General features: G+C 70.6%; 25 protein-coding genes. 10 read left to right on the top strand and 15 right to left on the bottom strand.

Features of this window, described 5'->3' with window-relative positions:
• Positions 1–104 precede the first annotated feature (104 nt).
• From ACIBVP_RS27625 to ACIBVP_RS27595, 7 genes are all read right to left on the bottom strand, one after another.
• Positions 105–761 carry a DNA-binding response regulator gene (locus ACIBVP_RS27625; protein ID WP_396109258.1) on the bottom strand — a complete coding sequence of 219 codons (657 nt, stop codon included), beginning with the start codon at positions 759–761 and terminating at the stop codon, positions 105–107.
• Entirely contained in the window at positions 743–1,846 is a 1,104-nt protein-coding gene (locus ACIBVP_RS27620) for a hypothetical protein (protein ID WP_396109257.1), read from the bottom strand. The genes ACIBVP_RS27625 and ACIBVP_RS27620 overlap by 19 nt, the downstream gene beginning before the upstream one ends.
• Positions 1,839–2,951, bottom strand: a complete 1,113-nt coding sequence (locus ACIBVP_RS27615; RefSeq protein ID WP_396109256.1) for a sensor histidine kinase — start codon at positions 2,949–2,951, stop codon at positions 1,839–1,841. Before ACIBVP_RS27615 ends, ACIBVP_RS27620 begins: the two co-directional genes overlap by 8 nt.
• Positions 2,952–2,970: 19 nt before the next feature.
• On the bottom strand, positions 2,971–4,011 hold the full coding sequence (gene aroF, locus ACIBVP_RS27610) for a 3-deoxy-7-phosphoheptulonate synthase (protein WP_396109255.1): 1,041 nt from the start codon (positions 4,009–4,011) through the stop codon (positions 2,971–2,973).
• Positions 4,012–4,024: 13 nt separating this feature from the next.
• A complete protein-coding gene (gene aroH / locus ACIBVP_RS27605; RefSeq protein ID WP_396109254.1) occupies positions 4,025–4,387 on the bottom strand; it encodes a chorismate mutase in 363 nt (120 codons plus the stop codon).
• 10 nt (positions 4,388–4,397) lie between these two features.
• Entirely contained in the window at positions 4,398–5,189 is a 792-nt protein-coding gene (locus ACIBVP_RS27600; RefSeq protein WP_396109253.1) for a TIGR03084 family metal-binding protein, read from the bottom strand.
• A 64-nt stretch (positions 5,190–5,253) separates the two neighbouring features.
• Entirely contained in the window at positions 5,254–5,592 is a 339-nt protein-coding gene (locus tag ACIBVP_RS27595; RefSeq protein WP_396109252.1) for a DUF6235 family protein, read from the bottom strand.
• Between the two features lie 99 nt (positions 5,593–5,691).
• Between ACIBVP_RS27595 and ACIBVP_RS27590 the strand changes: the two genes are divergently transcribed.
• The gene (locus ACIBVP_RS27590; protein ID WP_396109251.1) at positions 5,692–6,438 is read left to right on the top strand and encodes a TetR/AcrR family transcriptional regulator; all 747 of its coding nucleotides are present in this window, start codon (positions 5,692–5,694) and stop codon (positions 6,436–6,438) included.
• Here ACIBVP_RS27590 and ACIBVP_RS27585 read toward each other — a convergent pair.
• Positions 6,352–7,092, bottom strand: coding sequence for a maleylpyruvate isomerase family mycothiol-dependent enzyme (locus ACIBVP_RS27585; RefSeq protein ID WP_396109250.1), 741 nt, complete (start codon positions 7,090–7,092; stop codon positions 6,352–6,354). The two genes, ACIBVP_RS27590 and ACIBVP_RS27585, sit on opposite strands and share 87 nt — an antisense overlap.
• Positions 7,093–7,134: 42 nt before the next feature.
• A complete protein-coding gene (locus ACIBVP_RS27580; protein ID WP_396109314.1) occupies positions 7,135–7,605 on the bottom strand; it encodes a flavin reductase family protein in 471 nt (156 codons plus the stop codon).
• Between the two features lie 452 nt (positions 7,606–8,057).
• Here ACIBVP_RS27580 and ACIBVP_RS27575 point away from each other — a divergent pair, with 452 nt between their 5' ends.
• Both ACIBVP_RS27575 and ACIBVP_RS27570 read left to right on the top strand, forming a co-directional pair.
• Positions 8,058–8,885 carry a BTAD domain-containing putative transcriptional regulator gene (locus tag ACIBVP_RS27575; protein WP_396109249.1) on the top strand — a complete coding sequence of 276 codons (828 nt, stop codon included), beginning with the start codon at positions 8,058–8,060 and terminating at the stop codon, positions 8,883–8,885.
• A 26-nt stretch (positions 8,886–8,911) separates the two neighbouring features.
• Positions 8,912–9,910 (top strand): DUF1702 family protein, encoded by a 999-nt coding sequence (locus ACIBVP_RS27570; RefSeq protein ID WP_396109248.1) that lies wholly within the window; start codon positions 8,912–8,914, stop codon positions 9,908–9,910.
• A gap of 168 nt (positions 9,911–10,078) precedes the next feature.
• Here the strand turns inward: ACIBVP_RS27570 and ACIBVP_RS27565 are convergent, their stop codons facing one another.
• On the bottom strand, positions 10,079–10,810 hold the full coding sequence (locus tag ACIBVP_RS27565; protein ID WP_396109247.1) for a helix-turn-helix transcriptional regulator: 732 nt from the start codon (positions 10,808–10,810) through the stop codon (positions 10,079–10,081).
• A gap of 330 nt (positions 10,811–11,140) precedes the next feature.
• Here ACIBVP_RS27565 and ACIBVP_RS27560 point away from each other — a divergent pair, with 330 nt between their 5' ends.
• The 6 genes from ACIBVP_RS27560 to ACIBVP_RS27535 all read left to right on the top strand — a co-directional run bounded on the left by ACIBVP_RS27560 (position 11,141) and on the right by ACIBVP_RS27535 (position 16,285).
• Positions 11,141–11,710, top strand: coding sequence for a DUF5987 family protein (locus ACIBVP_RS27560; protein WP_396109246.1), 570 nt, complete (start codon positions 11,141–11,143; stop codon positions 11,708–11,710).
• Positions 11,707–13,338: a GMC family oxidoreductase N-terminal domain-containing protein gene (locus ACIBVP_RS27555; protein ID WP_396109245.1), complete on the top strand. Its 1,632-nt coding sequence runs from the start codon at positions 11,707–11,709 to the stop codon at positions 13,336–13,338. Before ACIBVP_RS27560 ends, ACIBVP_RS27555 begins: the two co-directional genes overlap by 4 nt.
• A 187-nt stretch (positions 13,339–13,525) precedes the next feature.
• Positions 13,526–14,011 carry a DUF6423 family protein gene (locus tag ACIBVP_RS27550; protein WP_396109313.1) on the top strand — a complete coding sequence of 162 codons (486 nt, stop codon included), beginning with the start codon at positions 13,526–13,528 and terminating at the stop codon, positions 14,009–14,011.
• Positions 14,008–15,300, top strand: coding sequence for an FAD-dependent oxidoreductase (locus tag ACIBVP_RS27545; RefSeq protein WP_396109244.1), 1,293 nt, complete (start codon positions 14,008–14,010; stop codon positions 15,298–15,300). The genes ACIBVP_RS27550 and ACIBVP_RS27545 overlap by 4 nt, the downstream gene beginning before the upstream one ends.
• On the top strand, positions 15,293–15,724 hold the full coding sequence (locus ACIBVP_RS27540; protein ID WP_396109243.1) for a DUF6187 family protein: 432 nt from the start codon (positions 15,293–15,295) through the stop codon (positions 15,722–15,724). Before ACIBVP_RS27545 ends, ACIBVP_RS27540 begins: the two co-directional genes overlap by 8 nt.
• A gap of 18 nt (positions 15,725–15,742) precedes the next feature.
• A complete protein-coding gene (locus ACIBVP_RS27535; protein ID WP_396109242.1) occupies positions 15,743–16,285 on the top strand; it encodes a carboxymuconolactone decarboxylase family protein in 543 nt (180 codons plus the stop codon).
• A 16-nt stretch (positions 16,286–16,301) separates the two neighbouring features.
• Here the strand turns inward: ACIBVP_RS27535 and ACIBVP_RS27530 are convergent, their stop codons facing one another.
• From ACIBVP_RS27530 to ACIBVP_RS27515, 4 genes are all read right to left on the bottom strand, one after another.
• Positions 16,302–17,105 carry a BTAD domain-containing putative transcriptional regulator gene (locus ACIBVP_RS27530; protein ID WP_396109241.1) on the bottom strand — a complete coding sequence of 268 codons (804 nt, stop codon included), beginning with the start codon at positions 17,103–17,105 and terminating at the stop codon, positions 16,302–16,304.
• A gap of 262 nt (positions 17,106–17,367) precedes the next feature.
• Complete coding sequence (locus ACIBVP_RS27525) at positions 17,368–17,562, bottom strand: transcriptional regulator (RefSeq protein WP_396109240.1); 195 nt, start codon at positions 17,560–17,562, stop codon at positions 17,368–17,370.
• The gene (locus ACIBVP_RS27520) at positions 17,559–18,206 is read right to left on the bottom strand and encodes a hypothetical protein (protein WP_396109239.1); all 648 of its coding nucleotides are present in this window, start codon (positions 18,204–18,206) and stop codon (positions 17,559–17,561) included. The genes ACIBVP_RS27525 and ACIBVP_RS27520 overlap by 4 nt, the downstream gene beginning before the upstream one ends.
• A 29-nt stretch (positions 18,207–18,235) precedes the next feature.
• Complete coding sequence (locus ACIBVP_RS27515) at positions 18,236–19,168, bottom strand: hypothetical protein (protein ID WP_396109238.1); 933 nt, start codon at positions 19,166–19,168, stop codon at positions 18,236–18,238.
• 199 nt (positions 19,169–19,367) lie between these two features.
• Between ACIBVP_RS27515 and ACIBVP_RS27510 the strand changes: the two genes are divergently transcribed.
• Entirely contained in the window at positions 19,368–19,532 is a 165-nt protein-coding gene (locus ACIBVP_RS27510) for a hypothetical protein (protein WP_396109237.1), read from the top strand.
• A 118-nt stretch (positions 19,533–19,650) separates the two neighbouring features.
• On the opposite strand, the gene ACIBVP_RS27505 is transcribed toward ACIBVP_RS27510, so the two are convergent.
• The gene (locus tag ACIBVP_RS27505; RefSeq protein WP_396109236.1) at positions 19,651–22,737 is read right to left on the bottom strand and encodes a BTAD domain-containing putative transcriptional regulator; all 3,087 of its coding nucleotides are present in this window, start codon (positions 22,735–22,737) and stop codon (positions 19,651–19,653) included.
• Positions 22,738–22,960 lie beyond the last annotated feature (223 nt).

Here is a 22,960-nt window from a genome sequence, read left to right as displayed (position 1 = left end):
GCGACGGTCGTTCGACCCACACGAGACGCGAAAGCCGCCTCCGGGACGTCGAGTGTCCCGAATCCGCCCGTCCGGCGAGGACCCCCCGGAGGGAAACCCTGCACCTACAGCTCGTCGAGCCCGACCAGACCGTCCTGGATGGCCCGCGCCACCAACGCCGCCTTGGTCGAAGCGGGTCGGCCGACGTTGGCGTACCGGATGCGGACGCGGTCGATGTAGCTGTTCACGGTCCGCACCGACAGGCCGAGCTTGCGGGCCACCATGTCCTTGGACTCGCAGGCGAACCAGTTGACGAGCACGTCGACCTCGCGCGGCGTGAGGCCCGGGCGGCCGGGCCGGTTGTCGGTGCTCATGGCGCGCGCCATCAGCGGCGGCGTGTACGGCAGGTGGCTGCCCGCCGCGTGGATCGCGCCGACGAGATGGCCGGGGCCCTCGGTCTTCGCGAGGAAGGTGGACACGCCGATGTCGAGGCAGGTGAGGATGGTGTCGCGGTCCTCGCGCATGGTGTAGACGACCACCTGACGGCCGTTGTCGACGAGGCGCCGCAGGTCGGTGAACGCGGGTACCTGCTCGGTCAGCTGCAGGTCGAACACGACCACGTCGGCGTCGGCGCCCGGCCCGGTCCACGCCACCGCCGGGGTGGGACCGGAGTCCACGACCTCGATCGGCGGGTCGGCCGCCGCGCACCACGCCTCGAGCCCGGAGACGATCGCCGGGTGGTCGTCCACGACGACCGCCGTCGTCACGTCCGCGCTTGCCATGTGGCCTCCACCCAGACCTCCTTCCCGTCCACCAGCCTCGTCACTGTGACGCCGTCACCTCCCGTCGGTTCCGGTTCCGGTCCCGGCACCTCTCGTGCGTCGGCGACGACGCTCACCGTGACCCCGTCGGACGAGCCGAGCACCGTTACCCGTGCCCGCGTCCCGGCGGCCGCGAGCGCCCGCAGCACCGGTTCGGTCAGCGCGCGGCGGGCCGTGAGCGGGGGCGTCGGGTGCTCGCCGCACGAGCCGAGGTAGACCGTGACCCCGTTGCGTTCCGCCAGGTCGAGACAGGCGCGCAGTTCGTGCAGCAGCGGGTCGACCACCTCGTCGTGCTCGGCGAACAACCGGCGCAGCCGCGCGGCCGCCACCGCGTAGGTGGTGCGCACGCGGTCGTCGGACAGGTCGGCGGCGCCGGTCTTCAGGTCGGTCAGCAGCGGCACGGTCGACGTCGCGAGGTCGCCGTACCTGGCGCGGCGGTCGGCGTGCAACTGCTCGGCGATCGCGTCGGCGGTGCGCATCCGCGCCACCCGTTCCGCCGCGGCCGCGGTCCTCGCCGTGAGGCTGCGCAACGCCATGGCGGCCGCGAGCACGGGCAGCTCGCAGCCGAGCACGACGGCGGTGACGACGACCAGGTCCGCGGCCTGCCCGCCCTGCCCGGTCGCGACGAGCTGGCCGAAGCTGCCGACCGTGTGCACGCCGAGGAACACGGCCGTGGCGAGCGCGCTGTGGTCGACCAGCAACAGCAGCCCGAACCAGCCGATCACGCCGTAGGACCACTCCGCCTCGGACATCAGCTCCTCGGCCGGGATGGCGGTGGTGGCGAGCGCCGACGCCGCGAACACGGCCGCGACGAGCACCCAGCGCGGGCGGCCCAGCGGCCGGTCCCGCAGGATCTGGACGCCCACCACGGCGACGACCACGGTCAGGACCGCGAACGCGAGCCACTGCCGCGGGAGGCTCCGGTAGACGTCCGGGTTGGCCAGCAGCAGCGGCAACGCGAGCCCGTACAGGGTGCCCGCGGTGATGGCGAGGGTGGCGAGGCGCAGACCGCGGAAGACGTTGCCCGCGACGAGTAGTTCAGTCATGCGGCCACTCCAGGCGGACGCGGGTGCCCGCGCCGGGGCTGGTGGTCACCGTCGCGCGCCCGCCCGCCCGCGTCATCCGCTCCTCGATCGAGCCGGAGACGCCGCGGCGGTGCGGGGAGACCCGCCCTGGCGCGAAGCCGTGGCCGTGGTCGGTGATCTCGACGGTCACGGTCCCGTTCGCACGGGCCACCGTCACCGTGGCGGTGTCGACGCCGGCGTGCCGCGCCACGTTCGTGAGGGCTTCCCGTGCCGCCGCGGTGATCGCCGCGGCCGGGGCGGTGGGCAGGGGGACGGCGCCGAGTGCCTGCCAGGTCACGCGCACCGGCCCGTCCCGTGTCACGTCGTGGAGCGCCGCCACCAGGTCGACGGCCGAGTGGTCCGCCGCGAGGGTGTGGTGTGCCGCAAGGGCTTCCAGATCACGGGCCGCCTGCCGGGACAGCCACGGTTCCGACCCGTCGACCATGTGCGCGCCGACCGCCAGCAGGGTGGCCGCGGCCGTGTCGTGGAGTACCGCCAGGTGTTCGCGTTCGTCCGCGCGGCGGGCGGCGGCGACCGCGGCGGCCCGGCGTGCCCGTTCCGTCGCAGCCACCGCACGGTCCGCTCGCCGCGCTCCCGTGCGCACCAGCAGGAACAACACCCGCGACAGTGCCGCCTCCGCGAACGTCCACAGTCCAATGAGGACGGTATCGGCCCAGAGCTCCGGTGCGGCGAGGAGAACGCCGAGCAGGTGTGCGCTCGTGACGGCGGTCGTCAGCAGCACGGCACCGGTCATCGTCGTGAACCACTGGTGTGCCACGACCGTGATCGAGACGATCGCGAGCACCCAGTTCGTGCTGTCGCTCAACGAGTCCGGCGGTACGACCCACCGTTGTGTGAAGCACAACGCCACGACCACCGACGTGTCCGCGGGCAGCAGCCACCGGCGGGACGAGTGCCGCGCGTACACGGCGGTCCACGAACCCAGCGCCACCACCGCGATCGCGACGGCCCAGCCCGGGTTCTGGAACGACCCCGCGGCACACGCGCACACCAGGACCGCCGTGCGGACGAGCACGGCGTAGCGCCGGCCGAGCCTGCGAAGCTCGATTTCGGTGACGGATTCCATCCACCGCTTATGTTATCGGTCAGCCGGCACTGCGGTAACGGCGCCGCGCGGGACTGCGGCCCATGTACGCCGTCAGGTCGGTGACCGCCCGCGCCAACACGCCGAGGTCCTTCGCGACCAGTGCCTGCGCGCCGTCGCACAACGCCTGCTCCGGCTGCGGGTGCACGTCGACGATGATGCCGTCCGCGCCCGCGACGATGGCCGCCCGGCTCAGCGGCAGCACCAGTTCCCTGCGCCCGCCCGAGTGCGAGGGGTCGATGATCACCGGCAGATGGGAAAGCTGCTGGACCACCGGTACCGCGGAGACGTCCAGTGTGTTGCGGGTGGCGGTCTCGAACGTGCGGATGCCGCGCTCGCACAGCACGATCTCCAGGTTGCCGCGCTGCGCGATGTACTCGGCGGCCATCAGCCATTCCTGGATGGTCGAGTTCATCCCGCGCTTGAGCATCACCGGCACACGCGTCTCACCGATCGCCTGCAGCAGCGCGAAGTTCTGCATGTTCCGCGTGCCGATCTGCAGCATGTCCGCGTACTCGGCGACCATCGCCACCTCGTGCGCGCTCACCACCTCGGTCACGATCGGCAGCCCGGTCTCCTGGCGCACGTCGGCGAGGATCCGCAGCCCCTGCTCGCCGAGGCCCTGGAACGCGTACGGCGACGTCCTCGGCTTGAACGCGCCGCCACGCAGCATCGTCGCGCCGGCGGCCTGCGCCATCTGCGCCGCGGCGAGGGTCTGCTCCGGCGTCTCCACCGCGCACGGACCCGCGATCAGCGTGACCGTGTCCGGCCCGATCGGCACGCCGCGCACGTGCACCACGGAGCGTTCCGGGTGGTGTTCGCGGCTCACCAGCTTGTACTCGGTGGACACGCGCGTCACCTGGGCGACACCGGGCATGCCCGCGAGGTCGAGCGCGGAGAACGTCTCGACGTCGCCGATCAGGCCGATGATCACCCGGCTCACGCCGCGGCTCACGAACGCCTGTCCACCGACGGCCTCGACGCGGGTCACGACGGCATCGACGGCCTCGGTCTCCACACCCGGCATCATGACGACGACCACGGCACTTCCCTTCTCATGCTGCCAGGTCCGGCCGCAGCCGGGTCGCGCCGCGCAGGTACACGTGGCGGACCGCGGAGCGCGGACGATCGCTTTCGACGTGGGCGAGCAGCCGGACCACCCTCGGCAGCGCGCCGGGGACGGCGACCTCGGTCGCGCACAGCAGTGGGACGTCGACGAGGCCGAGGTCCCGCGCGGCACTCGCGGGGAAGCAGCTCGTCAGGTCCGGAGTCACGGTGAACACGATGCTGATCAGGTCGTCTGCGGTGAAACCGTTGCGCCGCACGACTTCCGCGAGCAGTTCGCGGGTCGCCGCGAGGACCTCGGCAGGGTCGTCCCGGTCGACCTGGACCGCGCCGCGGACCGCCTGGACCCCCATGGCGTGCGCGTCAGGCCTTGAACTGGCCGGGCCGCCTGCCTTCACCGGCGGGACCGCGGTAGGCCTGCGCGATGTTCAGCCAGGCGTCGGCGTCGGCGCCGGTCGCGGTGAGCGCGAGGTCGTCGCGGTGGCGGCGGCGCGTGGCCAGCAGGCACAGGTCCTCGGCCGGGCCGGTGATCTTCTGCTCGGCGTCGGCCGGGCCGAACTCCCACGTGGCGCCCGACGGTGCGGTCAGCTCGAAGCGGAACGGCGCGGCGGGTGGGGTCAGCCCACGCGCCTGGTAGCCGAAGTCCCACGTGAGCGAGACGAACAGCGCGATCCACCACAGCCGATCGGTGCGCTCACGGGTGACGCCGAGCGCGTCGGCGATGTCCTGGCCGTGCGCGAAGAGCTCCATCATGCCCGCGGAGGCGAGCACGGCGGGCGGCAGCGGCCGGACCAGCCACGGCACGACTTGGTCGGCGGGCACCGCGGCGAGTGCCTTGATCGCCGTGTCGCGTTCGGCGCGCCAGCGCGACAGCAGCACCTCCGGCGGGTCGCCGAGGTACTCGGCGAGCGCGGCGTTGACCGCGCCCTCGAAGTTCGCGGCGGCCTTCGCGGCCATCGCGCCGAACAGTTCCGCGTCGGAGGCGGCGGTGCCCGCGAGGCGGAAGATGAACGCGAGGTGCGCGACCTGGTGTGCCACGGTCCAACCGGGGGCCGGGGTCGGCCGTTGCCACGCCGACTCGTCGACACCGGCGACGAGTCCCTCGAACTCCTCGGCTTCCGCGGTCAGGTCGGAGATCACGTCTCGCTGTGTCACGCGCCTTGTCCTCTCGCCCGTCGCTTTCTCCGTTCCAGGATGACCGCGACCGGGCGAGCTTGTCTTATCCGCGCATGCCTTGTGTGCCGCTTCGACGGAAGCCCGCCGACTGGGCAGGCGGTCCGATGTGGACGATGCCGAACGAGTCGAAGCAGTTGATGCGGATCTTCATCACGAGGTCGTCCTTGACGATGACGAACAGCTCACTCGGCCGCTGGTAGTCGTCGACGATCCGGTACGTACGGAACAGCGTGCCGTCGAGCATCGCGAAGAGCGCCTTGTGCACGGCGTTCTTCGCCGGCTGGGCCGCCGTCGCCGACCAGTCGTCGAGCACCTCGATGCCGGTTTCCAGCCGAAACCGCGCGCGGGGGAGGGTGGTGTCCTGCCTGCGGGACTCGTCCATGGGCTGCACCTTGTTCTCCGACAGGGAATCGCGGCGGTGGGACACGATCCATAACAGTGTTGTATTACGAAGGTAGCGGCGTTATGTAATGTTGTCAACATGAGTCCGCGACCTCGTGACCCGGCGACCCGGTCGGAACTGATCGAAATATCCGCACGCCTCCTCGCCGAGGAGGGCCCGGAGGCGATGTCGAGCCGTCGCATCGCGAAACTGGCGGGTACCTCGACGATGGCCGTCTACACCCATTTCGGCAGTATGAGTGGTCTGGTGCGGGAGATGGTCCACGAGGGCTTCGGGCGGCTGGCGGCCGCGTTCGAGCGTATCGGGACGTCCGAGGACTCCGTACGGGACCTCGCGGTGATCGGTCGCGTGTACCGCAGGACGGCGGTGGACAACGCGCACCTCTACTCGGTGATGTTCGGCGGCCGCACGCTGGCCGGCTTCGAACTCACCGAGGAGGACCGGCAGTACGGCCGGTTCAACCTGGTGCCGGTGGTGAACTGCGCGGCGCGCTGCATCGAGGACGGGCGGTTCGCCCAGGAGGACGCGATGCTGGTGGCCCACCACATGTGGCTCGCCATGCACGGCCAGGCCACGTTGGAGATCGGCGACTATCTGATCGATCCGTGCGACGCGGACCGCGTCTTCGAGAGCCAGCTGGTCACGCTGATGGTGGGCGCGGGTGACTCCGCCGAGGCGGCGACAGCTTCCGTGCTCGCCTCGGCGGAGGTGTTCGCCCGCGATTTCCCTCCAGAGGCGTCAGAACCGCTGGACGCGCCGGACGAGGCCGACGGGCTCGACAGCGGAGCGGGGCGGCGTGAACGGGCCCCAAGTGAAAGCGGGTAACCACCGGTGCGAGTCGCGGGTCCAGTCCAGTGCCGTGATCTGGTGGTGGCTGCGCCGCCCGGCCAGTGACCGGTAGAGGTCGTAGCGGGTCGCGGTGAGCGTGGCGGCCGGGTCCCCGTCCCCGATCATCCACTGTGTACTGCCGACCGAAACGCGCAGCGCGGGCAGGTCGTGTGCGCTCACCGCGTCGGCGAAACCGCCTGCCAGCACCGCGAACGCGCCCGCGAACGCCGGGTGCGCCGCGGGCAGCTCCGCGCCGATGGCGTAGCGGATGTCCAGCTCGTGGGTGAACGCGTCCATCACGAGGATGTTGCCGCACCGGCCGCCGGCGTCGGCGAGCAGCAGGTCCGCCTCCGCGCCGAGCTTCTCCCACGTCGCGACCAGCTCCGGGATGTCCATGTCCGCGGAGGAGGACGACTGGGCGGGCGGCCACCCCGACATCCGGCCGATCGCCGCCGCGGCGACGCCGACCAGGTGCGTCAGCAGGCCCCGCAGCGTCCAGTCAGGACACGCCGGGACGACGGGGTCGTCGACCGGTCGCGGCTGCGCGAGCAGTTGCGCCACGTTGCGGCGCACCTGCCGGTAGCACTCGTGGTTGGGATTCCGGTCGCCGCGCAGCGTCGGTGCGCCCACCTCGTCCAGTTGCGTGTCCATGGGTGACCCCCAGGTTGTGTGTGCCGCTTGGTTCCGGTCCGGTCAGGCGGATCGCGCCGTCGGCGGGTCGTACCGGTGCATGCCGCCGTCGAGGAACAGCAGCGCCTGGCCCGCGCCGCGACTCGCGCTGCGCACCAGACCGAGGAAGATCGAGTGGTCGCCGCCTTCGTAGACCTCCTCGAGGTCGCACTCGAGCCAGGCGAGGGAGCCGGTCAGCAGCGGCACGCCGGTGTGGCGCCCGGGGAACCAGTCGATCCGCTCGAACTGGGCCATGCCACCGGGGCGGCCGCGGCTCGCGAAGTAGCGCGCCAGCCCCTCCTGGTCGCTGCTGAGCACCGAGACGCCGAAGCCTTTGGCGTCCAGGATGGTCTCGTGCATGCGCGCGGTGCGGGCCACACAGCACAGCACCATCGGCGGGTCGAGCGAGACGGACGTGAACGCGTTGGCGGTCATGGCGTGTGCCAGCGTGCCGCGCGCGGTGAGGACCGTGATGCCCGTGGCGAACTGTGCCATCACGTCCCGCAGCGCGCGTTTGGCGGTCTCCTGTTCCGCGCCGGTGCGCAGCACGGTCACCGGCTCGGTGCCCGGTTGCGGCTCGCGCCGCCGCGGCGTCACCGGGACCCGCCGGGGAGTTCGTCGTACGCGGCCATGCCAGTCCTCCCTTCCGGCAGGACGGTGCGACCACCCGGCCGGGATAGTGTTGACTGTGGTCACCGCGGCTCTTCCGCGGAATGCGCGCCGATCACCGCCGACTGACGGTTTCCAGCATGCAGTGCGACGGCGACGCGGAGCTACTCTCCTTGTGCGGTGGGGCGGACCGGCGCTGGTAGGGCGGGTGCACGACTCCGAAGATGCGGTCCGGTGGATAAGAAGACAATTGGCCGCCGTGGTCGCATTCCAGGATATTCGCGACACCGCCGCACGGCCTTACTCTGCGGAGAGGCACACCATGAAATGAGCAGACCATGCGAGCTGAAATAAATGTGCTGGGAACGTTCGAGGCGTCCATCGACGGCGTCTCGATCGTGCCGACAGCGGCGAAGCCACGCCACCTGCTTGCGGTGCTCGCGCTCAACGCGGGCCGGGTCGTGACCGCCGCGACGCTCATCGAGGAACTGTGGGGGGCCAAGGCGCCGCGCAGTGCCAGCAGCACTCTGCAGACCTACGTGATGCAGCTGCGGAAGTTCATCGGGGGTGCGTTGCCCGGCGCGGACCGGTACGAGCCGAGGAAGATCCTCGAGACGCGGCACACGGGTTACGCGCTGCTGGTGGACCGGGACACCCTGGACGTGAACAGGTACATGCGGCTGGCCGCGGCCGGCCGCGCGGCGGGCGCCGACGGCGACTACGTGACCGCGGAGCGGATGCTGCGGGCCGCGCTGTCGGTGTGGCGTGGTCCGCTCCTCGTGGACGTCGCCGTCGGGCCACACCTGGAGATCGAGTCGACGCGGCTGTCCGAGAGCAGGCTGACCGACCTGACGCTGCGCATCGACGCCGACTTCTGCCTCGGCCGCCACCACCAGTTGCTCGGCGACCTCGCGGCGCTGTGCGCGCGGCACCCGCACATGGAGAACTTCCGTGCGCAGTTCATGCTCGCGCTCTACCGCTGCGGCAGGCCGGGCCAGGCACTGGAGGTCTACCACGAGATGTGGGAGACGATCCGCGACCAGTTCGGCGTCGACCCGTCGCCCCGGCTGCGGATGCTGCACCAGGCCGTGCTCGTGGGGGACCCGGTCATCGACGACCCGAGGTTCATGGTCAACGAATGGGTGCCGGACGCCATCGCGCGCTGAGCCCGTAGGCGACAAGGGAGGAACGAATGCCCGCGATCCTGGGTACGTTGCGCAGGCTGGTGCTGACCCCGAAGCTGCGAGCGGTGACGTTCGCCGACCGCGGCTTCCCGGCCGCGGGCACACCGGCGGCGGAGCACCTGGAGGCGATCCCGCAGTCCGTGGTCTGCGGGTTCGAGTGGGGGATCGAGCACCGAGGGCTCTGGGACGTGGAACGAAGGCTCGCGACGGTGTCGCCCGAGCTGCGCGGCTTCGCCTACGAGGGCGCGGCGATGGCCTATGCGGTGCGTGACGCGATGGCGGGCGGCAAGGGCACGCGGACCAAGGAACTGCTGGAGGGGCCCGGCCTGCCGCACATCTTCCTCACCTACATCGGCATCGGCTTCGCGATGGCGCGGCTGCCGAGGGTGCTGTGGCGCGGGATCATGCCGGACCTGGAGGGTGTGCCGTTCTTCCCGACCATGAGCTGGCTGGCCGTCGACGGCTACGGGTTCGACCGGGCCTACTTCCACACCCGTCAGGTGGTGGACGAGCAGCGGCCGTTCAGGCCGTACCCGTGGACCGGCCGGCCCGACTACTTCCCACGCGCGGCGGACCAGGGAGTCGGGCGGGCGCTGTGGTTCATCCAGGGTGCGCGGCCTGCCCAGGTCGCCGCCGCGGTCGAGGCGTTCCCGGCGGCCCGCCGCGCGGACCTGTGGAGCGGGGTCGGTCTGGCCGCCACCTTCGCGGGCGGTTGCTCGGCCGAGGGGCTGGCCGAGGTGGTCAGGCTGGCGGGCGGACACGCGGACGAGGTGGCGCTGGGCGCGGTGTTCGCGGGCACGGCCCGCATGGCGGCGGGGCACCTGCCCGAGCACAGCAAGCTCGGGGTGGAGGTCTTCACCGGCGGATCCGTCGAGGACGCGGTCATCCTGGCGGCCACGGTCGCGGTGGAGCACGACGACGCGGGGCCCGGCGAGAGCCCGGCCTACGAGCTGTGGCGGGAGCGGATCAGGGCCCACTTCCGGGGCTCCGTCACGAAGGCCGCCTGACCGTCCGGCACCGTGCAGGCGCTTTCGGGTCACGCGATGCCCGAAAGCGCCGATCAGTGCATGGCGGCCGAGCACAGCGAACACACAAAAACAGCGAACACAGAAAGCAGCGGGACACAGAAAAGCCCCGTCCAGCGCCGATGCGGGACGGAGCGTTCCCCTGGTTGGTCAGGCTCCCGGCAGGGCGGCCTCCTCAGCCCCACCGGGAACCCGTGCACTGGCGACCAGCATGGTCTCGTCCAGTTGGGCGAGCAGCGCGGGCGGATCGAAGATCAACCGCGGTCGGAGCCACACGTCGACGGCACGGTGGGACGCACCGTCGGCGACCGCGAACGGACCGAAGGCCGCCACGTAGACCTCCGCGGAGTCCGCGCCGACCGACCGTGCGATCAGGTGCCAGGTGCCGTCCGGCACGTCGGCGATCGTGAACTCGCCTGCGCGGGCGAGCGTCGCGTGCCCGATCGGCATGCCCTGCGCGATCCGGTCCGGGAACAGGCCCATGACGATGTGGCCCGGCCGGGAGTCCGGCGCGTGGTGCACGTGCCCCCGCACCGTCGAGTGCTGGCCGTGCAGGCGCAGGTGGTCGTCCAGCGGGGCGACGTAGCCGTCGTACTGCCGGTACGTGGTCGGCGAGACGCCGACGCTCATCCGGAACCGGGAGCTGAACGTGCCGATGCTGTTGTAGCCGACCAGATGGCTGATGTCGGCCACGGTCAACGAACTCGTCAGCAGCAGGCGCTTGGCCTCCTGCAGGCGCAGCGCGGACAGGAAGCGGCCAGGCGAGATCCCCGTCACCCGCTGGAACATGCGGGAGAAGTGGAACTTGCTGAACATGGCGGTGCGTGCCATGTCGTCGATGGTGATCGGTTCTCCTAAATTGTCCTGCATCGCGCGGATCACGCGCTCTACCGCTTTTACGATGAAATCGTCCATTGCTGGCACCGATCAATCGAAGGATTATCTCAACGTTTGGCTTAATCGACCGTATGGTGGTAGGAATTTGCTGGCAACCAGGGTCCTTTCCGGCTCGATGTTCGGACTACCGGCGGCTCAAGATCGGTCGACGGAGACTCAAGGGACACTCGATTTCGCAGGTAGGCGCATCCCGGTAAGTGCGGGTGGGCACAGGAGGAGATGCGGGCGCCGTCAGCGGTCAGCAGAATCGAAAGCAGTGGCCGGAACGGTTTCGAACCGCTCGCGATCCGGCGTGCGGCACAGATAGGAGGAGCCGTGGCAGCAGACGCCGAATTCGACGACAAGGTCCGGACAAGTACCTTGGAGGCATTCGCGGACACAATTGTTCCGGGTGTCAAACGCGGTCCGGACGACCGGGCGATCGCCGGTGTGTGCGACGATCCCGGCGCGGTCGAGGCCGGTGCGCTCGAACTGCTGAACGATCCCGCGACCGGGATCACCGCCGGGCTCGGTCCCCTGTCGGAGTCCCTCAACGGGCACGCCGCCGCGTACGCCGCGGAGCACGGCCGCGCCCTCGACGAGGACGTGCCCGCGTTCGTCGCGCTGGACTACGAGGACCGGGTGGCGCTGGTGGCGACGCTGACGACTCCCGGCCACCCGGAGCAGAGCGGCTGGGTGCTGCTCGCCATGTTCACCAACATGGCCTACGACAGCGCCGCGCACCGCAGCACCGGGGAGGCCATCGCCGACGGCCATCCCGGTCTGATCCAGATGGGCTTCGCCAAGCCGGACAGTGACGGCCTGTGGCGCTTCCCCGACTTCAGCTATGGCCAGGAACTGGCCAAACGCCACCCCAACACGACGGAATCCGGGAGCCCGGCATGAGCGCGACGGAGAGCACCGACGTCCTGGTCGTCGGCAGTGGCTTCGGCGGGTCCATCGCGGCCTACCACCTCGCGGCGGGCGGCGCGAAGGTCGTCGTGCTGGAACGCGGCCCGTGGTTGGAGGGCAAGGACTTCGACCACGACTACCTCCTCGGCAAGTCCTACACGCGGGTGTTCGACTTCGTGGCCGGGGACGGGATGAGCGTCCTCGGCGGCAACTGCGTCGGCGGCGGCAGCGTGGTCTACTTCGCCGCGCTGCCCCGCGCTCCGCACTACGTCTTCGAGAAGCAGGGGTCGATCGGCCGCCGCATGTGGCCGGCGTCGATCACCCGGGAAACCCTGGATCCGTGGTACGACCGGGTGTCCGAGGTGCTGCCGGTCAGTCAGCAGGACTGGAACGACATCAGCTACGCGGGCGGGCTGTGGGCCGCCGCGTGCCACCACTCGGGCCACACCGCGAACCCCGTCCCGGTCGGCATCGACACGGCCAAATGCACCAACTGCAACTGGATGATGGCGGGCTGCCGGTTCGACGCGAAGCGGTCGATGCTGCTGAACTACCTGCCTGCCGCGTTGTCGCACGGCACGGAGATCCGGCCGCTGCACGAGGTCCAGAAGATCACGCGCACCGGGGACGGGAACTACCGCGTCCACTACAACAACATCGACGACGTCGACTACCGGGTCACCACCGGCAGCGGCGTCATCGAGGCGAAGATCGTCGTCCTCGCCGCGGGCTCGGCCGCCACCCCGGTGATCCTCCAGCGTTCCGAGGAGGAACTCGGGAAGATGCCGCACGGCGTCGGCCGGTACTTCTCCGGCAACGGCGAACGCCTCAACACCGCGATCATCAACGAGGAACGCGTCGGCGAGGTGCTCGGCCTGCGCAGGCCCAACGGCGCGGTCTACGAGGCGAACCAGATCGGCAAGGGCCCGGTCGTCGCCTGCTGGGACAACATCGACGGCGACAAGCCCGAGTACTCCCGCTTCTCGATGGAACAGCTCTACTTCCCGCCCGGTCTGGGCACCATCCTCGCCCAGGTGCCCGGCAAGACCAGCGCCACCTGGTTCGGCAAGGAGAAGAAGGAGATGCTCAAGAAGTGGAAGTCGTGGCTCACGATCTTCCTCATGACCGAGGACGACAACGAGGGCGTCTTCGGCCCGCCGCCGCCCACCGGCAACGCGTACCGCATCTCCCAGCAGATGCTCGGCAAGGGACCGCTCAAGTACGACCCGACGCCGAACACGTTGCGTGGCTGGGCCGAGGCCGACGCCGCCGCGAAGGAGATCCTCGAGCGCGACGGCCTCGCGACGGTGGCGCCGTGGACGAACGACCTGGTGGGCGCGTACACGGTGCACCCGCTGTCGTCCTGCCGGATCGGTGACGACCCGGCCACCTCGGCCCTGGACGACCGGCACGAACTGCGCGGCCACCCCGGCATCTTCGTCACCGACGGTGCCGCGGTGCCGAGTGCGCTGACCGTCAACCCGGCGCTCACGATCGCGGCGCTCGCCGAGCGGGCGATCCCCGGCATCGTGCGCGCGGCCAGGGACCGGGGCGTCGACGTCACCTACGGTGCGCCGCTGCCGACGGCGGCGAACACCAGGCCGGTGACAGGCGCGGCCTGAGCCAGCATTAGTCCTTTGTGGACAGATCAGAGTATTGAGTGGTCCCCGGCGTTGTGTCACGCTGGTCGTGCGGAACGCGTCCGCCGGGGTTTCCACCCGACACGTGTCTGGGAGGTCAGTGTTCATGTCGTCGCTCGAGGTTCCGGGATTAGACGTTTCCGGGCGGGTCCGCGCCCGGGACATCCAGATGGCGGGGGTCGCCGACGTACGTCGGCGGGTGCTGATGGTCTCCGGGGCCATCGACGCCGTCGACTACGACGTGTCGGTGTCGATCAACCTGCCGGAGCCCGGCCGGTGGCAGATCATCAAGTCGGAGACCAACCTGACAGACCAGACCTGGGTCGCCATGCAGGTCACGACCGACGAGGACACGCACTTCGTCGAGGGCGGCGACGCGATGGTGATGTCGCGCCAGTTCGCCAAGTCCTTCCTCACCCCCGACATGCGCAGGCTGACGTTCTTCGACGGCGAGGTCCGCCCCGGCGAGGCCGTGCTCAAGGTGTTCGAGATCGAGACCGACGCGCGCAGGCCCGCGTACGCGCACGCCAGGTACAGCCCGGTGTCCTCGGACAGCGCGGAGCGCTCCGAGGAACTGCTGCAGCAGATGGTCACCGACGGCATGCCGGACCGGCCGACCATCGAGGTGATCGTGCCCGTCACGGTCATCGGGTGACCCGGTTCCTGCCGCACCCCGACCTGCTCGCCTCGCCGCGGCACCGGGACTGGCCCGCTTATCCGGCGCCCGAACCGGTGCCCGCCTGCCCGGTGCCGGGCAGCGCCGACGTGGTCGTCGTCGGCGCGGGTCCGGCCGGTCTGGCGGTGGCGGCCGCGCTGTGGCACCTCGGGGTGCACGACGTCGTGATCGTCGACCGCGACGGCAGGCCGGCCGGCCGGTTCCTTGACCGGATCGACCGGCTCGGGCAGCGGGTGCTGCGCTCGCCGTACGAGCACCACCCCGGGGTCGAGGGCTACCGCGACTGCGAGCTGCGCGACTTCGCCAGGATGCACTGGTCGTTGCTCACCCCGGTCGAGCGCCGCGAGGTCCGAATGTCGCAGGCGGGCCACCGTTCGGTGGTGCCCGTCGACGTGTTCGAGGCCTACTGCCGCCACACCTCGGCGATCCACGGCGTACCGGACCGGTTGTGGCGCGGCGAGGTCCGCGAACTCGACCTCGGCGGCAGGCGGGTGACCGTGAGGGGTGACGGGTTCGCCGTCGACGCCCGGTACGTCGTGCTGTGCCAGGGCGAGGAACGCCGGGAGGCGCCTGCCGGGTGGTGGTCCGGCGAACGCCCCGCCGCGGTCGGGTACTGGGACGAGCCACCGCCCGCGAGCGCGGGACACGAGGTGGTCGTCGGGGCCGGGCTGACGTCGGCGCACCTGATCCACAACGCGCTCGACCGCGGTGCCGGCGTGTCGTGGGTGCTGCGCCAGGAGTCCGAGCGCTACCAGTGCTCGGACGTGAACGCGTCGTTCTTCCGCGCGGAAGGGCGGGCCCGCTTCGACGGCGTGCCGTGGGCCGACCGCATGGCTCTGATGCGGCGCGAACGACGTGCCTCTGTGATGTTCGAGTTCCGCCCGTCGCTGCGGGCCGCGGAGGCCGACGGACGGCTCACGGTGCACCGGGGCGCCGAGGTCGCCGCGGTCGGCGACGGCGAGGTGCTGCTCGCCGACGGCACGCGGGTCGCCGGGGACCACGTGTGGCTGGCGCTGGGCACGGTCCCGTCGGCGGGTACGGGCCTGCTGCCCGGCGACGTCGTCGGCGCGCGGGACGGCTGGCCGGACCTCGACGAGCGCACGCTCGCGTACCGCGCCGAGCCGAGGGTGTTCGTGGCCGGTGCGCCGACCTGCATGGTGCTCGGCCCCGCCGGGCGCAACATCGACGGCCACCGGGTGGCCACCGCCCGTATCGCCACGAGCGTCACCGCGGGCCTGCGAGAACAGTCGGCGGTGGTGCATGTCTGAGTACGACACCGTCTTCACCCTCCCCTCGGTCGACGAAGAACCCGGCACCGAGCTCGGTGTGCTGCTGATGGGCCTCGGGCCAGAGCGGTTGCTGGCCGGGCTCGGCGTGGCCGCGGACCGAAACGACCCGGTCGCCGTCGCCCTGGTCGCGGACCAGGTGCGGCACGGAGCGCGGCGGGACCTCACGGTCGCGGCGGCGCTCGACGCGGGCGGTCGGCGGTGGCGGTCGGCGCTGCCGCGGTTGACGGCGGCGGCCCCGGCCGGCGCGTACCGGTCCGCGGCGCTGCGCAGGCAGTGGGCGGCGGCGGAGGCCGTCGTCGCCGCGGCGGGCGTGGCGGCGGGTGCCGCGGAACGGGTGTACCTCGCGGCCTGCTGGCTGCGCCGCGAGGAGATCGAACGTCTCGCGATCAACGACGACCCCTAGGTCCCCTGGAGGAACGCCGTGGCCCACCTGCCATCCCTGCCCGACGACGCGGTCCTGATGGACGTCTTTCGCGCGTACCCGGAGACGTCCCGGCCGCTGCTGGACTATCACGAGGTCGTCATGCGCGGCCCGTCCCCGTTCACGGCGGGGGAGCGCGAGCTGATCGCGGCGTACGTCTCCGGTCTCAACGCCTGCGGCTACTGCCACGGCGTGCACACGGTCACGGCGGAGGCCTGTGGCATCCCCGAAGGGGCGGCCCCCGCGGCGGTCTCGGACGTCGACACGGTCCTGGTCGAGGAGCGCATGCGCCCCGTGCTGCGCTTCGTCGGCAAGCTCACCACCGCGCCGTCGTCGGTCACCAGGGCCGACGCCGACGAGGTCCTGGCCGCGGGCTGGGAGGAGCGCGCTCTCCACCACGCCGTCATGGTGTGCGCCCTGTTCAACTTCATGAACCGCATGGTCGAGGGACACGGGATCCGCGCCGGTGCGGACTACTTCGCGACGTCCGGCAAGCGCCTCGAGGAGGTCGGCTACTCCGGCCTGAACAAACTCCTCGGCTGACGCTGCCGGTACGGGATCACACGTTGTACATCGCGTTCGGGTCCTCGACCGACAGCTGGCCGGTCAGGATGGCGTGGTGCAGGTGCCGCACACGTGGCGACGGTTCGACACCGAGGTGTTCCACCATCTCCGCCCGCAGCCGCCGGTAGGCCGCGAGTGACTGGCTCTGCCTGCCGCTGCGGTACAGCGCGATCATGTGCTGTACACAGAAGTTCTCCAGCATCGGGTGCCGCACGCACAGGGTCGCGAGCTCGCCGAGCAGCTGGTGGTGTCGCCCCAGTTTCAGGTCGGCCTCGATGCGCAGGTGCAGGTCACCGAGCCGGTTCTCGTCGAGGCGCATGGCCTCGATCGCCAGTTGTGGTCCGATCGGGAGGTCGGCGAGCGCCGGTCCGCGCCACAGTCGTAACGCCTCGGCGAGTGTCCGCGACGCACGCTCGTGGTCGGAGTCGTTGACCGCCTGCCTGCCCGCAGACGAGAGCTGCTCGTAGCGGATCGCGTCCACCGCGGTCGGCTCGACGGCCAGCAGGTAGCCCGCCCGCCGGGTGATCAGGATGTCCTTGGCGGTCAGCCCTCCCTGGTCCGCCAGTGCCATGTCCAGGTTTCTGCGCAGCTTGAGGATGTAGGTGTGTAACGTCGCCACGTCGCTGCGTGGTGGATGGCTTCCCCAGATCTCGTTGGTCAGGGTGTTGACGGTGACCACCCGGCCCGCGTTGAGCGCCAGAATGGCCAGTAACTGGCTCGGCTTGCTCGCCGTCGGCACGATGGAAACCCCGCCGACGTCGACCTCCAGAGGACCGAGCACGTTGATTTCGATTTGCATGTTCTCTCTCTTTTCGATGATGCCCGGACCGATCCGGAAAACACGAATGCCCATTCACCGAACTCAGTGAATGGGCATTCGGAAAATGGACACAGCTCCGCTGTCAAAAAGCGTGACAGATGCTTGAGTGGCTGTCAAGCGGCATTCGAGTACACGATCGGGGGATACGTCGCCGGATACGCCGCGGTATCGCCGCGTGCATTCTGCCAACAATTTTCCATGGTGTCCCATGGCCCTCTCCCCATCGTCGTGTTCCGTGTTCTCACGTCACCCTGGTGCCCTCGCGTTCGGCGACCAGGACGTACAGCTCGGCCAGGTCGTACTCGGCCCGGCCGGGGGTGCCGTAGCGGGTGAGCCGGCCCCGGCTCGCCCACTTGCGGATCGTCGCCTCCGGCACCCCGGCCGCCAGCGCCGCCAGTTGGGTCGGCACCGTCATGCGGCGGAGGTTCGTGGTCACTCGCCACCTCCCATCGATGAGTCCAGCCCGCCGTCGCGCATCAGCTGCAACCACTGGCTCGGCGGCCACTCGTGACCCGCCTCGCAGCGGATCCACTTCGGCGGATGGCCCTCGGCGCGCAGCGTCCAGCCGCAGCCGGGACGCGGGCACGGGCCGAGCGACATCTCGGTGGCTGTCTCCGGGGTGAGCACCGCACGGGCCCGGTCGGCCAGCGCCGCGAGCTCGTCGGTGAAGTCCGCGCCTGCCGGGTGCGCGGTGAGCCATCCGAAGTGGATCAGCACGAACGTCGACAGACGGGGGATGCTCAGCTCGTCCGGCCCCGGTACGCCGCGCTCACCCGCCACCAGACCGCACCACGACGCGAGCACGCCGAGGATGTCCGAACGGATGCTGACCACCGCGTCCCGCAGCACGATGCCGTGGGGCCGGTGGCCGCTGACCCGCTCACGCTGCCGGGGCGGCCGCACGTCGAGCATGTAGGCGCACATGTCGTAGAGCTGCGGCAGCTCGATCAGGTTCTCCTCGGCAAGGTCACGGCACTCCGTGCAGACGGAGAGGCCGCTGATGGTGCGGGACGCGACGCCCCCGTGGCGCTGGCTGCGGCAGAAGTCCCGGTCATGGCCCTCGCGCACCCCGTCAGCCATGGTCGTCACTCTCCATCCCGTGTCGGCGGTCATGCCGTCACCCGTTCGCCGAAGCCGCCGCGCAGGGCGGTTTCGGCGATCACGTAGGCGAGGTGGGTGTTCGGGGCGTCCGCGCTCAGCAGCTCGACCAGCACGATGTCGTCCTGCTGCTCGCGGCCGGGTCGGGCGCCGGCGAGCAGCAGGCCGAGGTCCGAGGAGATCGCGGGCGGGCGGCCGCGTCCGCCGTTGAACGTCGTGCCGGCGGCCGTGTGCGTCACGTGGCCCGCCACGACGTTGCGGTCGGGGTGCGCGGGCAGCAGTGCGAGGTCGTCGACGTAGATCTGATCGGCGTGCTCGACGAGGTCGGCGGGCAGGTCGTGCCCGGATGCGTTCACCAGCACGGTGCCCCGCACGAGGTCCTTGACGCCCGCGTGCTCGCCGCCCTCCGAGAGCCCGTCCTCGCTCACCACGACGACCAGGTTCGCGCCGAACAGCGAGTCGGCCAGCGCGGTCACCATCGACAGCCCGATGCCGCCCAGGTCGAGCTGGTCCAGCAGGCGTGGCTCGAGCGTGCCGGCCTCCGGCGAGTCGATGACCCGCACGGCGACGTGCACGATGTCGGGTACGTGCTTGGCGAGGACGGCGAGCTGTGCCTGGGTCTCCTCCCTGGTGCCGAGCATCGCGACCGTGATGCCGCCGGGGGGCAGCAGTTCACGCGTCGCGAGCGAGGACAACGCGGCGAGGTGGACCATCCGCAGCGCGGCGGTCGGGACGGCGCAGCTCAGGCCGGGCGAGACCCCTTCGGCGAGCAGGTACCGCTCGTCACCGGCCCATGGCAGGAGCCGGCAGGTGTCCGCCCGTTCCCGGTCCGGGTGGTTGATGGCACGTTTGATCAGCTCCTCGGCGAGCACCGCGACCGGGTCGAGGCTCTCGAGGGTGCGCCACACATCTTCTGCGTCGAGTCGCAGGACCGTGTCGGCCATCGCGCTCGCCTCTCCACTTGTCAACCTGATGTGGGCAAATCTTCTCCTGCTCCCTACTTCCGTCCCATCGGTCCGCTATCGCCGGGCGATAGCGGGTGGTTAACCCGTGAAATGTCAATGCAAAGCGACCGGTCGTTGACTGGTTCTCGAGCAGGGAACGCCTGCCGACGAAAACACACTGGGTCGAGGGAAGATAATCATGTTCAGTCTGCAGAAGATCGCCGCCGCCACGCTCGTCACACTGGCCGGTGCCGCCGGGTTGCTGGTCGTTGCCGGACCGGTCGGCGCGTTAGGTCAGGACGATGCGGTGCACAGTGAGGTGACCGTCCTCGCGGACTCGCCCTGGGACTCGCCGACTCCGTGACGCGAGCAGCGCGTTGACGCTGCCAGGGTTTCCGGCCTGGTGTCGGTGACGCCATTTCCGCGGGGCATCCGCGGAAATGGCGTCACCGTATATCGCCGGCCGGAAAGTCGCGGCGGCGTCAGCTGATGATGTTCACGATGTTGGGGAACAGCGTCGCCTTGACCGACTCCAGCTCGGCGGCCAACTGTTCGGCCTCCTTGGAATCGGCGCCGGCGAGCAACTCCTCGGCCCTGGCCACCTCGCACCGGGCGCGGTCGAGTTCCCCTGCTCCCTGGTGCACGTCGGAGATGAGGATCAGGGCCTTCGCGTGCCACACCGTCGACCCCAGGTCCTCGAACAGCTGCCTGGCCTCGGCGAGGTGCTCGATGCCCGTCGCGCTGTTGCCCCTGGCCAGCGCGATCTCCCCGAGCGCGTACAGGGACTGCGCCTCGATGAGCCGCTCACCGACCCGGCGGGCCAGCGAGTGCGCGTGCTGCAGCGTGGACTTCGCGTTGTCCAGCCTGCCGGACCGCAGCCGCACCACGCCCACCCCGTACAGCGCGTGCGCCTCACCGATCCGGTCGCCGATGTTGCGCACGATCAGCAGCACCCGGTTGAGCGCCCTGTGCGCCTCGTTCACCTGGTTCTCGCCGAGGTACAGCTCGGCGAACCGGATGACCACCTGCGCCTCGCCGCGCAGGTAGTTGGCCCGGCGGATGCACTCCAGCGCCTGTTCGAGCAGCTGACGGGCGTCGTCGGTGTTGCCTTCGTCGATCCGCAGCTTCGCGAGGCTGCGCAGGATGCCGGACTCGCCGACCGGGTCGCCGACCTCGCGCATCAGCCGCAGCGACTCGTGGTACTTGGTGAGCATCGCCGTCGACCGGCCGCGCAGCCGGTCGACCATGGCCGCGTTGCGCAGCACGAGCGCGCACCCGTGCACCTCGCCGTCGGCGCGGAAGATCGCCAGGGCGGCCGTGAAGCGTTCCTCGGCCGTCGCCAGCCGCCGCTGCGACATCGACATCGAACCCAGCGAGTACAGCATCGCAGCCTCGCCGCGCCGGTTCCCCGCCCGCCTGGTCGCCGCGAGCGCCACCTCCGCGGTCTCCCGCCAGTCGTCGAAATGACCCTTCACCTCGAACAACGTCACCGCGGTCAGCGCGAGGTCCCAGCACAGTTCGTCCTCGCCGACCTCCGCGGCGAGGCGCACCGCCGCGACGAGCGACCGGCGCTCGGACTCCAGCCACTCCATGGGGTCGTCGATGTCGCTGCCCGTGTCCCCGTGGGGGCGCCATCGCGGACCGTTGCCGTGCAGGATCGTGTAACCGCCGCCGTACTCCTTGCAGTGCGCGTCCTCCGCCTTCGCGAGCAGCGCGCCGATCAGCCGGACCACCGCGGCGTGGCGCTCCTCGTCCGTCTCCTCCTCCCGCAGCCGCTCCTGCGCGTACACCCGGATCAGGTCGTGGAAGCGGTAGCGCGGGTTCTCGCCGGGGTAGGCGACGGTGTCGAGCAGCTGGGTCTCGACGAGGTGCTCCAGCACCTCCTCGGCGTCGAACGGGTCGCGGTCCAGCAGCGCGGCCGCCGTCCAGCCCGCGAACTCAGAAGGCGGCACCAGGGCGAACAGCCGGAACAGCAGCTTGCTGTCGGGCGGGAGCACCCGGTAGGTCAGCCCGATGCTGGACCGCAGCTCCAGCCCGTGGTAGGTCAGCTCGTCGAGCCTACGTGCGGTGTTGCGCAGCCGTGCGACCAGGACGTCCAGCCGCCAGTGTGGCCGGGACGCGAGCCGGGCGCCCGCGATCCGCATGGCGAGCGGCAGGCGCCCGCAGAAATCGACCAGTTCGACCGCGGCGTCGCGTTCCGCCGTCATCCGCTCCGGGCCGATGATCTTGGCGAGCATCTCCAGCGAGAGGGCCTCGTCCAGCGGGTCGATGGCGACCAGGTGCGCACCGGGCAGCCCGGACAGCGGCGACCGGCTGGTCGCGATCACCGCGCAGCCCGGGCCGGCGGGCAGCAGGGTGATGACCTCCTCCTCGCTCGCCGCACCGTCCAGCACGACCAGCACCCGCAGGTTCGCGAGCCTGCTCCGATACATGTCGGCCTTTTCCTCGGCGTCCTCGGGGATGCTGCTGCCGTCGACGCCGAGGGCACGCAGGAACCGGTCGAGGACGTACTGCACCCGGCCCACGCCGGACGGCGCCTCCAGGTCGGCGTACAGGTGGCCGTCCGGGTAGACCTCCCGGAGCTCGTGGGCGGCGCGGATGGCGAGCGTGGACTTGCCGACGCCGCCCTTCCCGGAGATCGCGACGATCCGCATGCCGATGCGGCAACGCCGGTGGTCGTCGGCCAGCGCGTGCCTGATCTCGGCGAGCTGTTCCTCCCGGCCGGTGAAGTCGGCGATGGTCGCGGGCAGCCTGCGGGGCATGACCAGGGGCGTGTCCTCCGGCGCAGGCGCGCGCGGCGGACCTTCCGGCAGTGGTATCGCGGCGGTGTCGGGGAGGTCGAGCTCCGGGACCCGGTTCAGTATCGACGTCTCGAGGTCCTGCAGGGCCTTGCCCGGCTCGATGCCGAGCTCGTCCACCAGGGTGGTCCGCGCCCGTCTGCACACCTCGAGTGCCTCGGCCTGCCGTCCGGATCGGTACAGGGCGAGCATGAGGAACTCGTACAGCCGCTCCCGCAGCGGGTGCTCCCCGACCAGCGTGGTCAGCTCGCCGACCACCTCCTCGTGCCTGCCGAGCGCGAGGTCGAGCTGGATGCGTTCCATGACCGCCGTCAGCCGGGCGTGTTCCAGCTGGTCGGCGCCGCGGCGGACGAGATCGCTGTCGAGGTCGGCGAGTGCCTTGCCGCGCCACAGGTCGAGCGCGGTGCGCAGGGTCGCGACCGCCTCGGAGTTGCGACCCGCGCTCGCGTGCGCCCGCGCGGTCGCGACGAGCGCGGCGAACTGTTCGGTGTCCAGCTCGTCGGGCGGCACGTCGAGTTGGTAGCCGGGGCTGCGGGTCCGGATGCGCGACGCGACACCGGCGTCGACGAAGATCTTGCGGAGAACGGAGACACAGATCTGGACCTGTGCCCTGGCGGTGGTCGGTGGCGTCGTGCTCCACACGGCGTCGATGAGCAGTTCCACTGGTACGACACGATTCGGATTGAGCGCCAGCATCGCGAGCACTACCCGTTGTCTGGGCCCACCGAGATCGTATTCACGTCCGTTGCTGGACAGATCCAGTGGGCCCATGAGTCGTAACACCAGCGCCTACCCCCAAACACGACGTCGGAGACCAGGCGGCCGCGCACAACGAGTCCCCCTCGCGGCGAAGCCAGACATGATCAGCTGTCGTTGGCCAATCAGCCTACGACAGTTACCAGTTTCGTCGAGGGTAACCCACGACGCACACGAATAGTAGGGGGCGCGAAATCGAAATCGACACCGCGTGATCATGCCGCCTGCCGGTGCGAAT

Source organism: Actinophytocola sp. NPDC049390 (assembly GCF_044466355.1).
GTDB lineage: Bacteria > Actinomycetota > Actinomycetes > Mycobacteriales > Pseudonocardiaceae > Actinophytocola.
This window is presented reverse-complemented; position numbering and strand designations above follow the sequence as displayed.

Excerpts from the sequence above, each read along its gene's own strand:
- ACIBVP_RS27625 (WP_396109258.1), bottom strand. The coding sequence starts at position 761 with ATGGCAAGCGCGGACGTGACGACGGCGGTCGTCGTGGACGACCACCCG.
- ACIBVP_RS27620 (WP_396109257.1), bottom strand. The coding sequence starts at position 1,846 with ATGACTGAACTACTCGTCGCGGGCAACGTCTTCCGCGGTCTGCGCCTC.
- ACIBVP_RS27615 (WP_396109256.1), bottom strand. The coding sequence starts at position 2,951 with ATGGAATCCGTCACCGAAATCGAGCTTCGCAGGCTCGGCCGGCGCTAC.
- aroH (WP_396109254.1), bottom strand. The coding sequence starts at position 4,387 with ATGGGGGTCCAGGCGGTCCGCGGCGCGGTCCAGGTCGACCGGGACGAC.
- ACIBVP_RS27595 (WP_396109252.1), bottom strand. The coding sequence starts at position 5,592 with ATGGACGAGTCCCGCAGGCAGGACACCACCCTCCCCCGCGCGCGGTTT.
- ACIBVP_RS27590 (WP_396109251.1), top strand. The coding sequence starts at position 5,692 with ATGAGTCCGCGACCTCGTGACCCGGCGACCCGGTCGGAACTGATCGAA.
- ACIBVP_RS27585 (WP_396109250.1), bottom strand. The coding sequence starts at position 7,092 with ATGGACACGCAACTGGACGAGGTGGGCGCACCGACGCTGCGCGGCGAC.
- ACIBVP_RS27580 (WP_396109314.1), bottom strand. The coding sequence starts at position 7,605 with ATGGCACAGTTCGCCACGGGCATCACGGTCCTCACCGCGCGCGGCACG.
- ACIBVP_RS27575 (WP_396109249.1), top strand. The coding sequence starts at position 8,058 with ATGCGAGCTGAAATAAATGTGCTGGGAACGTTCGAGGCGTCCATCGAC.
- ACIBVP_RS27570 (WP_396109248.1), top strand. The coding sequence starts at position 8,912 with ATGCCCGCGATCCTGGGTACGTTGCGCAGGCTGGTGCTGACCCCGAAG.
- ACIBVP_RS27555 (WP_396109245.1), top strand. The coding sequence starts at position 11,707 with ATGAGCGCGACGGAGAGCACCGACGTCCTGGTCGTCGGCAGTGGCTTC.
- ACIBVP_RS27550 (WP_396109313.1), top strand. The coding sequence starts at position 13,526 with ATGGCGGGGGTCGCCGACGTACGTCGGCGGGTGCTGATGGTCTCCGGG.
- ACIBVP_RS27540 (WP_396109243.1), top strand. The coding sequence starts at position 15,293 with ATGTCTGAGTACGACACCGTCTTCACCCTCCCCTCGGTCGACGAAGAA.
- ACIBVP_RS27530 (WP_396109241.1), bottom strand. The coding sequence starts at position 17,105 with ATGCAAATCGAAATCAACGTGCTCGGTCCTCTGGAGGTCGACGTCGGC.
- ACIBVP_RS27520 (WP_396109239.1), bottom strand. The coding sequence starts at position 18,206 with ATGGCTGACGGGGTGCGCGAGGGCCATGACCGGGACTTCTGCCGCAGC.
- ACIBVP_RS27515 (WP_396109238.1), bottom strand. The coding sequence starts at position 19,168 with ATGGCCGACACGGTCCTGCGACTCGACGCAGAAGATGTGTGGCGCACC.
- ACIBVP_RS27510 (WP_396109237.1), top strand. The coding sequence starts at position 19,368 with ATGTTCAGTCTGCAGAAGATCGCCGCCGCCACGCTCGTCACACTGGCC.
- ACIBVP_RS27505 (WP_396109236.1), bottom strand. The coding sequence starts at position 22,737 with ATGGGCCCACTGGATCTGTCCAGCAACGGACGTGAATACGATCTCGGT.